We start from the raw sequence: 12876 nt of genomic DNA on the forward strand, positions 1-12876 counted from the left end.
TAAAAAACGCAATAAATAAGAGAAATGATAGTATATATGTTTTTCTTCAGGGTTTTATAAGAAAGAAAGTATTTATAAAGATGATGAGAAAATACGTTTAAATTAAATACAACAGTAAAATGATCAGTTTATATCACAGTGTTATATTCAGAGAAATTTCCTATTTTATCATGAGTAGATATCCTATTTACAATATTTGATTGTTCAAAGGAAAGCACACTCATTTTTTCAAAATTATGGTCAACGTAAAACAGTAAGAAAATTTGTGTATCATGCTCTTATATAAAATAATCAAATCGGAAAAAAGAATATTCAAAGGATTTAGTTTTCTCGCGCAATGGCTCTCCATCCGATATCACGACGAACAAAACCTTCTGGCCAATCAATACAATCAACAGCTTCATAAGCACGTTTTTGTGCGTGCGTAATCGTTTTTCCTGTTGCTGTTATGTTGAGGACACGTCCACCATTTGCAATGAGTTCTCCATCACGCAATACTGTACCAGCTTGAAAAACTTTCACATCGGGAAGATTGTTTACTTTATCAACGTTACGGATAACAGTACCTTTTTGGGGAGAGTCTGGATAACCATTGGCAGCCATAACAACGGTGAGAGCAGTTTTTTCAGACCACCGAAGAGGCTTATTTTCAAGTTTTCCTTGAGCTGCAGCAAGAAAAATTGGCAAAATGTCATCTTTGAGGCGCATCATTAAAACTTGACATTCAGGATCACCGAATCGTACGTTAAATTCAATTAATTCGGGTCCTTTTTGCGTTATCATTAATCCGACGAAGAGAATACCTTTAAAGGGGGCGCCCATTTCTTTCATGCTTTTTAAAGCTGGTTCAACAATTTCTTTGAGGGTACGATTCACTATTTCTTGGGTCATGATGGGCGCTGGTGAATAAGCACCCATACCACCGGTGTTTGCTCCAATATCGCCATCACCTACACGTTTATGGTCTTGAGCAGAACCAAAAGGAAGAGCAACTTTACCATCACAAAGGCAGAAGAAGCTTGCTTCTTCACCTTCAAGAAAAGATTCTACAACAATTTTGTTTCCTGCATCTCCAAATGCACTTTTGAAGCAGGCATCGACTGCGTTAAATGCTTCTTCCATAGTTGTTGCAACCACGACACCTTTGCCAGCTGCTAAGCCATCAGCTTTAATAACAATGGGAACACCTTGTTGATGAATGTAAGCTTTAGCTTTAGAGGCATCATTAAAGCATTGGTAACTTCCTGTAGGAATGTTATTCTTACGACATAAATCTTTTGTAAAAGCTTTAGAACCTTCTAGTTGAGCAGCTTTTTGAGTAGGACCAAATACACAGATGTTAGCGCTATTAAGAGAGTCTGTTATACCCGCAACCAATGGTGCTTCTGGTCCTACAATCACAAGATCAATAGAATGTTTTTTACAAAAATCAATAACAAGGGGATGGTCATCAATGTTTAAATTAATATTTTCACCAAATTCTGTTGTTGCAGGGTTTCCAGGAGCACAATATAACTTTGTTAGCAGTGGTGATGCAGCTATTTTCCATGCTAAAGCATGTTCTCGTCCACCTGAGCCAATAAGAAGAATATTCATTGCTTGCTCCTCTCATAAAAGATGATTAATCTCATCTCCTTCTCATAAGAATGAAATGTCTCTATCGCAAGACCAAAGGTAAATCATTTGATGAAAAAAAATAAAAATATCGCGCATGTTCAATCCTGTGAGAGTCAGGGACGGGTTATGGATGCATCTTCCAAACAATGGGTCTACAATTTCCTTCCCTGTTCTTTATGGTTTTATGCGCAATTGGCGCGTTGGGATCGGCCTATCGGATGGCAATTGTTGATGTGGCCTTGTTTTTGGTCAACAACAATGGCTTTTTTCTCTTATAACATGCATTACGATACTCTTTTATCAATGTTTCTTCACTGGGTTTGGTATCTTTTTCTTTTTTTTCTGGGATCTATTGCTATGCGAGGGGCAGGATGTACTTGGAATGATCTTATTGACCATAAAATTGATGCTCAGGTAGAAAGGACACGTTCTCGCCCATTGCCGACAGGTCATGTGAGTCGGTTTCAAGCAAGAGTTTTTATACTTATGCAATGTTTGGTTGGTTTAGTCGTTTTATCACAATTTAATAGGTTTAGTTTTTTTCTAGGTATTTCGTCATTGATAGCTGTTGCATTTTATCCTTTTATGAAACGCGTAACATATTGGCCGCAGTTTTTTTTAGGCGTTGCGTTTAATTGGGGGGCATTAATGGGGTGGGCTGTTGTCTTTGGAAGTTTAAGCTGGGCACCAATCTTGCTTTATGTGGGATCAATCTTGTGGACCATAGGATACGATACAATCTACGCACATCAAGATAAAGAAGATGATGCTACTGTTGGTGTCCGTTCTACGGCCCTTCTCTTTGGTAAAGGAACCAAGCGTGCTTTAGTATTTTTGTATGGTGGTTTTGTGGTGTTCGTTAGTTTAGCATTTTATTTAGCTGGAGTCCCTGTTCTTAGTTTTTTGGGGATTTTTGTGGCAAGCATCCATATGTTTATTCAAATTAAAGTCATTGATATAGATGACAGTTCACAATGCCTCAGGCTTTTCAAATCTAATTCGCTTATTGGTTTTGTGATTTTTGCTGGTTTGGTATGTGGGGGTATATGGACGATATTTTATCCTGCGGTCTAAAAATAAGTTAGCTAAAATCATAGTTTCTGCTGAATACAGTATTTTCTTTTAAATAAGCTTGTTGCTAATCTGTTTTAAGCAATACAGTAGAAAATATTACCAATCAACTTTTACAGTGAAAATGAATTACAGTGAAAATGAATTTCTTCTATTTAAATAAAATAAATCATCTTCTTTTAGAATTTTTCAAATAAAAAATACTTGTTTAACTGTTGGGAAGAAAAAATCTTTATAACGATGAAGTTTGAAGGATTAGGGATAAAGTTTTTGTCTTTTCCAATCGCTGTGTTCAACACAATCGCGTGTAAAAAGCAGACGATCATGTAAACGAAATGGGCGATCGCACCAGAACTCTATAGAAAGGGGTTTAACACGAAACCCAGACCAATAAGGTGGTCGTGGAATATTGCCTAGAGCATAACGCGCAGTATATTGAGCAATTGCTTTTTCGAGCACAAAACGATTGTCTAAAGGTTGAGATTGTTTAGATGCCCATGCACCAATTCGACTACCACGTGGTCGCGATTGGAAATAGGCATCGGCTTCCTGTTGACTTACTTTTTCAACAATTCCTCTAATTCTGACCTGACGACGGAGCGATTTCCAATGAAAACCTAAAGATGCTTTCATTGATTTTAAAATTTCTTGTCCTTTACAGCTTTCATAATTGGTATAGAAGACGAAGCCTTGGGGACTGTAGTCTTTGAGGAGAACCATACGAACATTAGGGAGTCCTGTTTCGTCAACTGTTGCTAATGCCATAGCATTTGGATCATTTATTTCACTTATCGTTGCCTCTTCAAGCCACTTTGCGAAAAGTTCAAAAGGTTTTTGCATTTTCATAAAATGATCATCTGTTGGTATTTTGTTGCTCATAGTTTCTCCAAATATCAGTGAGTATGGGCGAGGCATTTTCTCATTTACTTTATCATCAAAAAGCCAATGCTATTGTGTATTTCTATGGTAGTTTAATTATTTTTACTTTAGCATAGGCTACAATGAGCTATATTAAATAAATGTCTCATTTTATCTGGTATTTTAGTTTATTGATAGACATATAAAAAGGAAAGAAGAAATTATTCTCTAGAATAGACTGATGAAGATATAAGGGATATTGAGCAACGGATCAGTTGATATTTTGAAAACGAAAAAATTGAAAAGAGGGCAATATGCGTGATCCCTACACGATTCTGGGTGTGGCACGTACCGCAAAATCGCAAGAGATTAAATCGGCATTTAGAAGATTAGCAAAGAAGTATCATCCAGACCATAATAAAGATGATACAAAGGCTAAAGAAAAATTTGCTGAAATTAATCAAGCTTATGAAATTATAGGTGATAAGGATAAAAAGGCACAATTTGACCGCGGTGAAATTGATATGGAAGGAAAACCGCTTTATCAAGCTTATGGTACTGGTGAAAATTTTAGCAATAAACAAAATCCCTTTTCAGGAAGAGCAAAGGGATTTGATTTTTCCTCTTCAGGTGGTGCAGGTTTTGATGCGAGTGATATTTTTCGGGATCTGTTTGGAGGAGGTAGTAGCTTTTCGAATTCCACACACTATAACCGTCCCCAACAAGGAGCACATGTTCGTGCTAATCTTGCCATAACATTAGAGCAGATGGTTGGCGCAGAAAAGGTGGAAGCTGTTTTTCCAAATGGAAAAAAGTTAAAAATTAAACTTCCAGATTATATTGAAGACGGACAGACTATTCGTTTAAAAGGTCAGGGAGAAGAGGTACCTCTCGGGCAAGCAGGAGATGCGTTGATAACCATTCAGATTCAAAAACATCCTCGTTTTCGGGTTGAAGGAAGAGCACTTCATCTTGATTTACCAGTTTCTCTTAAACATGCTGTTTTGGGAGCAAAAGAAGAAGTTGAGACGTTGGAGGGACGTGTGGTTTTAACGATTCCTGCTTGGTCAAGTTCTGATCGCGTTTTACGGTTGAAAGGAAAAGGGCTTCGTTTAAAAAATGGTACAAGAGATGATCTTTATGTGCATGTTCGCATTATGTTGCCGGAAGGTGAAAATGCCGCGCTAGAACAGTTTTTGCAAATGCAACAAGATTAATTTTAAAATTTTTTATATACAAAAGCGTAGTTTTTGTTTGATTTTAAACCAATTGCTTGAAGAAAAAGTTGACCTGTGTCATAGGCAGATGAATAATATTAATTTTAAGTAACAATGGGGCAGTGCTGATGGCTAAGGGTAATGGTTTGTTGTACGGTAAGCGTGGTTTAATTTTGGGGTTGGCCAATAATCGCTCCATCGCTTGGGGAATCGCTAAAGCAGCAAGTAGCGCAGGGGCAGAGCTTGCTTTTACCTATCAGGGTGAAGCAATGAAAAAGCGTGTTGAGCCTTTGGCTGAAGAATTAAAGGGGTTTGTTTGTGGACATTGTGATGTTTCTGACAGTGTCTCTATTGATACGGTCTTTAGAGAAATAGAGAAGAAATGGGGAAAACTCGATTTTTTAGTTCATGCTATTGGTTTTTCTGATAAAGACGAATTAAGTGGTCGTTATATTGATATCAGCGAATCAAATTTTATGATGACCATGAATATTTCCGTTTATTCCCTAACAGCTCTAACGAAGCGTGCAGAGAAATTGATGCCAGATGGTGGGTCAATCTTGACACTGACCTATTATGGTGCAGAAAAGGTTGTTCCCAATTATAATGTAATGGGGGTTGCCAAAGCAGCTCTTGAAGCGAGCGTGAAATATTTAGCGGTAGATTTAGGTCCTCAAAATATTCGTGTTAATGCTATATCTGCTGGACCAATTAAAACGTTAGCGGCTTCTGGTATTGGTGATTTTCGTTATATTTTAAAATGGAATGAATATAATGCTCCATTACGTCGTACGGTAACAATTGAAGAGGTTGGTGATTCTGCGCTTTATTTTCTTTCAGATTTGTCTCGTTCTGTTACCGGTGAAGTCCATCATGTCGATTCGGGTTATAATATCATAGGTATGAAAGCAGTTGATGCACCAGACATTTCTGTCGTTAAAGAATAAAGTTTGGTTTATGGGATTTTATTGGACAGCAGTAATTTGACCAAATTTAAAGTGGCTAAGGGTATTTGGGAGCAACGAGCTACCTTGTGTATAGCACACAACATACGTTGTCGTTGTATATATTTGACAGAGAAACGGATCTTTTTTCATGTCGCATAATACATTTGGTCATTTGTTTCGTGTAACAACATGGGGTGAAAGTCATGGTGCTGCTCTTGGTTGTGTCATTGATGGTTGTCCACCTGGAATTATTTTTACTCTTGCAGAAGTTCAAGCTTATCTTGATAAACGCAAACCAGGACAATCAAAATATACAACGCAGCGCCGAGAACCAGATGAAGTAGAGGTCCTTTCAGGAGTTGTTGTTCAAGACGATGGGACAACATTGGTGACGACAGGTACACCAATTTCTCTGTTGATTCGAAACACAGATCAGCGTTCGAAGGATTATAGCTCGATTGCTCATCAGTATCGTCCAGGACATGCGGATTATACTTATGATATTAAATATGGCATTCGTGATTTTCGAGGTGGGGGACGTGCTTCAGCACGGGAGACGGTAGCACGTGTTGCAGCTGGTGCATTTGCTCGTAAAATCGTTCCTGGTTTGATTGTACGAGGAGCAGTGATAGCAATTGGTCCTCATAATATTAATCGTGATCGGTGGGATTGGTCAGAGGTTGATAATAATCCTTTTTTTACAGCTGATGCAGAGATGGTTCCCATTTTTAGTGATTATATCAGTAAACTCCGTAAAGAGGGAACATCTGTTGGTGCGGTTGTTGAGATCGTTGCAGAAAATGTTCCGGCAGGTTTAGGAGCCCCTATTTATGCAAAGCTTGATCAAGATATTGCATCGTTACTTATGTCGATTAATGCGGTAAAAGGTGTGGAAATTGGTGATGGTTTTGCGGCAGCCCGCCTGAGGGGAGAAGAAAATGCCGATGAAATGCGAATGGGAAATGATGGAAAACCGCTTTTTTTATCCAATCATGCTGGTGGTATTTTAGGGGGAATATCGAGTGGACAGCCAATAGTTGCACGTTTTGCTGTAAAGCCTACTTCATCAATTTTAACGCCTCGTCGCTCCATTGATGTTGATGGTCATGATATAGATGTTATAACGAAGGGACGTCATGATCCATGTGTTGGGATTCGTGCCGTTCCTGTTGGTGAAGCGATGGTTGCTTGTGCTATTGCTGACCATTATCTAAGACATCGCGGTCAAATTGGGTGATTGAAAAGGTGAACAATGGCGTATGATGAAAAAAAAATTGTTTCTGCACTTAAAGCTTTTGAACGCGGTGAAATTGTTGTGGTGACAGATGATGATGACCGTGAAAATGAGGGTGATTTAACTGTTGCTGCAGCGTATTGTACAGAAGAAAAGATGGCGTTTATTCTTCGTCACACAACAGGTATTGTGTGTACACCTATGCCAAAAAAAGAAGCACAACGGTTTAATCTTGCTCCTATGGTACCAGATAATAACTCTGCACATGGGACGCAATTTACTGTTACTGTGGATTTTAAACATGGGATAACAACGGGTATTTCTGCACATGACCGCACATTGGCAGTTCGTAATCTTGCTAATCCAAATGCTGGTGCTCACGATTTTGTCCGTCCAGGACATATTTTTCCTTTGATTGCGCATGAAGGGGGGGTGCTCATGCGTTCAGGTCACACGGAGGCCGCTGTTGATTTATGTAAATTAGCTGGTTTGCCACCAGTTGGTGTTATTGGTGAGTTGGTCAATGATGATGGCAGCGTTAAACATGGCGATCAGATCATGAAATTTGCACAAGAACATCGGTTACATATGATAACGGTTGCAGATTTAATTGCTTACCGCCAACGTAAGGAAATATTGATCAAGCATGTTGGAGAAATGCCTATTGAAACATCTGTAGGTCCCGCTATTGTTCAAAGTTATCAATTCCCTTGGGAAGCCGTTCAGCATATTGCAATTGTTTTTGGTGATGTCCGTGAGGGTGAGGATATTCCTGTGTATTTACATCATGAAAACATTATAAATGACGTTTTTTGTCAATCTTCAGATATTATGGTGGTGATGCGGCGTATGATGGAAAAAGAAAAACGTGGCGTATTTATTTATTTGCGTAAAGGATCTGTTATGCAATCAACTATTGATATTCAAAATATGGCAAGAGACAGTTCAGAAAACCATGTGCAGGCGATTGAACGCGAAGAAGAATGGCGCAAAATTGGTTTAGGATCACAAATTTTAAAATATCTAGGAATAGGCTCTGTTATTGTTTATGCTGCTAAAGAGCATCATCATGTAGGTTTAGAAGGTTTTGGAATTCGTATATCTAGAACAGATATTTTTTGAGGTTCATATGAAAAAAGAGATACAAGAGGGGGATATTACGACCTTAAGCTTTGAGCAAGCGCTTAAGCAACTTGAAGTTATTGTCGAAAATTTGGAACGTGGCGATGTGCCTTTGGAACAATCCATTGATATTTATGAACGCGGTGAAGCGCTTAAAAAGCATTGTGAAAAACTCTTAAGAGTTGCTGAAGCTAAAGTTGAAAAAATACAGCTTTCAGAAGACGGTTCTCCAGAAGGAGTAGAACCACTTGATGCTAAATAATATTAAATATTTTGGATATTTATTGTGAAACGAGGAGATATAATAACCTTTTTTATAGAAAATTAAATCGATTGATTTCTTTTTTATAAAATAAGTAAAAAATGAGGAAAGTATAGCTCATCTCAAATAGAAAAGAGCATTTTTCAGTAAAAAAGATGCAAAACTGTAAATAAGAGTAGAGAAGATATATTTTTATCGTTTCGTTTTCTTGAGTTAAGATAATAGAAAGGTTTTTTTTGTCTCAGGTCTTAACACCATTGCTTGACCGTATTTGTTTTCCGCAAGATTTGCGGGCATTGCCTGAGTCTGATTTGGTACAGTTGGCTGATGAGTTGCGGACTGCAACAATTGATGCGGTTTCTGTAACAGGTGGTCATCTTGGGGCGGGACTTGGTGTTGTTGAGCTCACTGTTGCATTACATTATATTTTTAATACACCAGAGGATAGGATTATTTGGGATGTTGGTCATCAAACCTATCCACACAAGATTTTAACGGGGCGTAGAGAAAAAATTCGCACATTACGTCAAGAGGGCGGATTATCAGGTTTTACAAAACGTTCAGAAAGTGTGTATGATCCATTTGGAGCGGGTCATTCGTCTACTTCTATTTCAGCGGGGCTTGGCATGGCGGTGGCAAGTGCTTTGAAAGCAGAGACAAGACGCAATATCATAGCTGTCATCGGTGATGGTGCAATGTCTGCGGGCATGGCTTATGAAGCAATGAACAATGCTGGTGCTTTGGATGCACGCTTGATTGTTGTTCTTAATGATAACGATATGTCTATCGCACCACCTACAGGTGCTATGAGTGCACATCTTGCACGATTAGTATCTCGTCCTTCTTATCGTCATTTGCGTGAACGCGTAAAGATGTTGAGCGAAAAATTGCCAAAGTTTTTTTTGGATAAGGCGCGTCGTTCAGAGGAATTTGCGCGTGGACTTTTGGTTGGGGGAACTTTATTTGATGAGCTTGGCTTTTATTACCTTGGCCCCATAGATGGGCACAATTTGGGGCATTTATTGCCTGTTTTAAAAAATGTTCGTGAATATCCTAGTGGTCCTGTTTTGGTGCATGTTGTCACACATAAGGGAAAGGGATATCCACCTGCAGAAGCCTCACCTGATAAATATCATGGTGTTAATCGTTTTGATGTCACGACAGGAAAACAGGTTAAAGCATCAAGTAATATTCTACCCTATACCAAGGTATTTTCTAAAGCTTTAATAGAAGAAGCTCGCCATGATGATAAGATTGTTGGCATAACAGCAGCGATGCCAACAGGGACAGGTCTTGATTCTTTTGCGAAAAAATTTCCTGAAAAAATGTTTGATGTTGGTATCGCTGAGCAACATGCCGTAACTTTTGCGGCAGGACTTGCTTGTGAAGGGTACAAGCCTTTTGTTGCAATTTATTCTACTTTTTTACAGCGTGCTTATGATCAAATTATTCATGATGTATCAATTCAAAAATTACCGGTACGTTTTGCTATTGACCGTGCAGGTTTTGTGGGGGCAGATGGTGCAACACATGCTGGAAGTTTTGATATTGTTTTTTTGTCCACTCTTCCTAGGTTTGTTGTTATGGCACCTTCTGATGAGCTTGAACTGATGCATATGGTGCGTACAGCTGCAGCTTATGATCAGGGACCAATTTCTTTTCGTTATCCACGTGGTGAGGGTATTGGTATAGATTTACCGCAACGTGGTGAGTTATTAGAAATTGGAAAGGGGCGTGTTCTGCGTGAAGGAAATAGGATCGCTTTGGTTTGTTTTGGAACGCGGATGTCAGAAGTGTTACAAGCTGCTGATGCATTGGAGGCTGAAAGATTATCTACGACGGTTGCAGATGCACGGTTTGCGAAACCTTTAGATAAGGATTTGATGTGTCGTTTGGCACGTGAGCATGAAGTATTGGTGACAATTGAAGAAGGGGCAATCGGTGGTTTTGGAGCGCACATATTACAATTTTTAGCGCAAGAAGGGCTCTTAGAGCATGGTTTAAAAGCTCGTACACTAAAACTTCCTGATGAGTATTTGAATCATGGTGCACCAGAAAAAGTTCTTTCACGTATCGGACTTGATGCTATGGGTATTGTCAACACGGTTTTTGCTGCTTTAGGCCGCGAGATTCGAACAGGATAAAAAATTCGAGTATGATATGGCTGCCAGAAAAAGGCTCGATATTCTCTTAGTTGAAAAAAACTTTTTTACGACACGTTCACGCGCACGTGATGCTGTTATGCGTCAAACTGTTAAAGTTAACGGCGAAATCGTTTTTAAAGCTGGGCAAATCGTTTTTGATGATGCAGAGATTGCTGTTTGTGATCCAGCGCAGAATTATGTTTCTCGGGCAGCGTTAAAATTGATTGCTGCACTTGATGCATTTCCGATTATAACAGATAAAGTGACGGCCATTGATGTTGGTGCATCAACAGGTGGTTTTACACAAGTTCTCTTAGAGCGTGGATCGGCTCATGTAATTGCCGTTGATGTTGGGCATCATCAATTTGATAAACGTTTATTGGGCAACAGTGCTATAACGTTATTAGAAGGCTTGAATGTTAGAGATTTTCAACATAAACATTTAGGTGGGCGAGAAATTGATCTTATCGTTTCAGATGTTAGCTTTATTTCTCTCAAACTTGCATTGCCTCCCGTTTTGTCTTTAGCCAAGAAGGGTGCCCAAGCTGTTTTACTGGTAAAGCCTCAGTTTGAGGTTGGTCGTAAACACTTTAGCAAGAGGGGAATATTAAATCCATCAATAGCTAAAGAAACTGCTGAGGCGCTTTTTGTTTGGTTAAATACACAAACAGGGTGGAGTGCAAAAGGTTTAATTTCTTCCCCTATTACAGGTGGTGATGGCAACGTGGAATATTTACTATTCGGAGAAAAACAAGAGTGAGTGACAATGTCATAATCGACCATATCGGAGCAAATGGGTATGGTACTTCTAGGACGTCTCACGGCTTCGTTTATGTTCCTTTTACTTTACCAGGAGAGTGTGCTGAAATTACTGTTCATGGAAAATATGCAACATGTATAGCATTAAAAGAAAAATCATTAGAACGCATTGATACTCTTTGTCAGCATTTTGGAGAATGTGGAGGGTGTACTCTTCAGCATTGGCATATGGATGCTTATCGCGTATGGAAACAACAATTGGTTGTTGATGCGCTTAAAAAGTATGGACTTAATAATGTTGTTGCGCCTTTAATAGAATGTAAACCTTATAGCCGACGGCGGATTACTCTAACAGCATCTATGACCCCACAGGGGCAAAAAGTTGGTTTTAACCGTTATCTCTCTCATGAGATTGTAGCTCTTGAGGAATGTCCAGTAAGCCGTCCAGAGCTTATTTCTCAGTTGCATAATATTAGAGAGCTCTGTGCTTTTCTAAGCAGCTCTGCCAAACGGTTTCATGTTACAATAACACGTGTTGAAAATGGTTTAGATGTTGCTTTAAGCGGTTGCATTGTACACCATGAATCACTTCGTCAGAAAATGATCAGTGCTGCTCTTTCATATGGGATTATACGTTTATCTGTTGACGGTGAAGTTTTGGTTGAACGAGAAAAACCAGAGATTTACTTTGGAGATGTCCGTGTTGAATTTCCTTCTGGTGGTTTTCTTCAAGCAACTTGCGAAGCTGAAAATATAATGGGCAATATTATTTTGACTCATTTACAAAAAGCAAAGAATGCTGTTGATTTGTTTTCAGGGATAGGAACATTTACCTTGCGTATGGCAAAAAAGATGAATGTTCATGCAGTAGAAGATAATGAAGATGCATTAAGAAATCTAAATACAGCAGCACGTTTTGCAACTGGTTTAAAAACGGTCACTTGTGAAAAACGTGATCTTTTCCGACATCCCCTTTCTGTAAAGGAACTTGAGTGTTTTGAGAGTGTTGTTTTTGATCCTCCCCGTGTTGGTGCAGAGCAACAAGTACGTGAATTAGCGAAGACAACAGTATCACGTGTTGTGGCAATTTCCTGTAATCCTACTACATTTGCTCGTGATTTATCTCTTCTTGTTGCAGGGGGGTATACAGTAGAAAAAATCATACCGATTGATCAATTTTTATGGTCACCACATGTCGAAATTGTTGCTGTTTTGAGCAAAAAGAAAAAAAAGAAAGCTTGGAAGCTTTAGCCTAAAATTTTTTAATGCCATGAAGACTTTTTTAAAAGTTTACTTGAGTATTATTATAAAAATCTCTCCAAAATTTCTCTATAATAATAACCTTTTGCTCGTTGAATTAAGAGCACTGAATGTAGAAAGTGTTTTTTATTTTAAACTTTTTTATTATGAAATATAAAAGGTAAATTATCCCACACAAAAGACTAATGTATTACGAAGAAGATGTATCTGAACAAGCCGGTGCTAGTGTTATATTTGCCATCTCTCAATGTTTCTACAACTCTTGGTACTTGAGAGGGGACATAAGAGGAATCTTTGGTCCTGTCTTTTACAGTTTTTATTCATATAACTCCCCCCACCTGTAACGTACAAACGAAAGATTTTGATTGATTCAACATGGAACAGA

At 38.6% G+C, this 12876-nt stretch carries 11 protein-coding genes; 9 read left to right on the forward strand and 2 right to left on the reverse strand.

Annotated elements, in window-relative coordinates; genetic code table 11:
- Nucleotides 1-321: 321 nt before the first annotated feature.
- Complete coding sequence (gene purD / locus ACFIKY_RS00380; RefSeq protein ID WP_375635779.1) at nucleotides 322-1596, reverse strand: phosphoribosylamine--glycine ligase; 1275 nt, start codon at nucleotides 1594-1596, stop codon at nucleotides 322-324.
- A 90-nt stretch (nucleotides 1597-1686) separates the two neighbouring features.
- Between purD and ubiA the strand changes: the two genes are divergently transcribed.
- Nucleotides 1687-2691, forward strand: coding sequence for a 4-hydroxybenzoate octaprenyltransferase (ubiA, locus tag ACFIKY_RS00385; protein ID WP_375635778.1), 1005 nt, complete (start codon nucleotides 1687-1689; stop codon nucleotides 2689-2691).
- Between the two features lie 252 nt (nucleotides 2692-2943).
- Here the strand turns inward: ubiA and pdxH are convergent, their stop codons facing one another.
- Nucleotides 2944-3567 (reverse strand): pyridoxamine 5'-phosphate oxidase, encoded by a 624-nt coding sequence (gene pdxH / locus ACFIKY_RS00390; protein ID WP_273787902.1) that lies wholly within the window; start codon nucleotides 3565-3567, stop codon nucleotides 2944-2946.
- 293 nt (nucleotides 3568-3860) lie between these two features.
- Here pdxH and ACFIKY_RS00395 point away from each other — a divergent pair, with 293 nt between their 5' ends.
- The 8 genes from ACFIKY_RS00395 (at nucleotide 3861) to ACFIKY_RS00430 (ending at nucleotide 12482) form a co-directional block, all read left to right on the forward strand.
- The gene (locus ACFIKY_RS00395) at nucleotides 3861-4763 is read left to right on the forward strand and encodes a DnaJ C-terminal domain-containing protein (protein WP_012754817.1); all 903 of its coding nucleotides are present in this window, start codon (nucleotides 3861-3863) and stop codon (nucleotides 4761-4763) included.
- Nucleotides 4764-4891: 128 nt separating this feature from the next.
- Nucleotides 4892-5710 (forward strand): enoyl-ACP reductase FabI, encoded by an 819-nt coding sequence (gene fabI, locus ACFIKY_RS00400; protein WP_273787904.1) that lies wholly within the window; start codon nucleotides 4892-4894, stop codon nucleotides 5708-5710.
- Nucleotides 5711-5858: 148 nt separating this feature from the next.
- Complete coding sequence (gene aroC / locus ACFIKY_RS00405; protein WP_375635776.1) at nucleotides 5859-6947, forward strand: chorismate synthase; 1089 nt, start codon at nucleotides 5859-5861, stop codon at nucleotides 6945-6947.
- 15 nt (nucleotides 6948-6962) lie between these two features.
- The gene (gene ribB, locus ACFIKY_RS00410; RefSeq protein WP_375635775.1) at nucleotides 6963-8066 is read left to right on the forward strand and encodes a 3,4-dihydroxy-2-butanone-4-phosphate synthase; all 1104 of its coding nucleotides are present in this window, start codon (nucleotides 6963-6965) and stop codon (nucleotides 8064-8066) included.
- A gap of 7 nt (nucleotides 8067-8073) precedes the next feature.
- The gene (locus ACFIKY_RS00415; RefSeq protein WP_273787907.1) at nucleotides 8074-8328 is read left to right on the forward strand and encodes an exodeoxyribonuclease VII small subunit; all 255 of its coding nucleotides are present in this window, start codon (nucleotides 8074-8076) and stop codon (nucleotides 8326-8328) included.
- Between the two features lie 236 nt (nucleotides 8329-8564).
- Entirely contained in the window at nucleotides 8565-10472 is a 1908-nt protein-coding gene (gene dxs, locus ACFIKY_RS00420) for a 1-deoxy-D-xylulose-5-phosphate synthase (RefSeq protein ID WP_375661273.1), read from the forward strand.
- 16 nt (nucleotides 10473-10488) lie between these two features.
- Nucleotides 10489-11232, forward strand: coding sequence for a TlyA family RNA methyltransferase (locus ACFIKY_RS00425; protein ID WP_375635772.1), 744 nt, complete (start codon nucleotides 10489-10491; stop codon nucleotides 11230-11232).
- The gene (locus tag ACFIKY_RS00430) at nucleotides 11229-12482 is read left to right on the forward strand and encodes a class I SAM-dependent RNA methyltransferase (RefSeq protein ID WP_375635771.1); all 1254 of its coding nucleotides are present in this window, start codon (nucleotides 11229-11231) and stop codon (nucleotides 12480-12482) included. The genes ACFIKY_RS00425 and ACFIKY_RS00430 overlap by 4 nt, the downstream gene beginning before the upstream one ends.
- The last annotated feature ends 394 nt before the right edge of the window (nucleotides 12483-12876 follow it).

The organism is Bartonella sp. CR127HXZ, assembly GCF_042194555.1.
GTDB classification, from domain to species: Bacteria; Pseudomonadota; Alphaproteobacteria; order Rhizobiales; family Rhizobiaceae; genus Bartonella; species Bartonella grahamii.

Excerpts from the sequence above, each read along its gene's own strand:
- purD (WP_375635779.1), bottom strand. The coding sequence starts at position 1,596 with ATGAATATTCTTCTTATTGGCTCAGGTGGACGAGAACATGCTTTAGCA.
- ubiA (WP_375635778.1), top strand. The coding sequence starts at position 1,687 with ATGAAAAAAAATAAAAATATCGCGCATGTTCAATCCTGTGAGAGTCAG.
- pdxH (WP_273787902.1), bottom strand. The coding sequence starts at position 3,567 with ATGAGCAACAAAATACCAACAGATGATCATTTTATGAAAATGCAAAAA.
- ACFIKY_RS00395 (WP_012754817.1), top strand. The coding sequence starts at position 3,861 with ATGCGTGATCCCTACACGATTCTGGGTGTGGCACGTACCGCAAAATCG.
- fabI (WP_273787904.1), top strand. The coding sequence starts at position 4,892 with ATGGCTAAGGGTAATGGTTTGTTGTACGGTAAGCGTGGTTTAATTTTG.
- aroC (WP_375635776.1), top strand. The coding sequence starts at position 5,859 with ATGTCGCATAATACATTTGGTCATTTGTTTCGTGTAACAACATGGGGT.
- ribB (WP_375635775.1), top strand. The coding sequence starts at position 6,963 with ATGGCGTATGATGAAAAAAAAATTGTTTCTGCACTTAAAGCTTTTGAA.
- ACFIKY_RS00415 (WP_273787907.1), top strand. The coding sequence starts at position 8,074 with ATGAAAAAAGAGATACAAGAGGGGGATATTACGACCTTAAGCTTTGAG.
- ACFIKY_RS00425 (WP_375635772.1), top strand. The coding sequence starts at position 10,489 with ATGGCTGCCAGAAAAAGGCTCGATATTCTCTTAGTTGAAAAAAACTTT.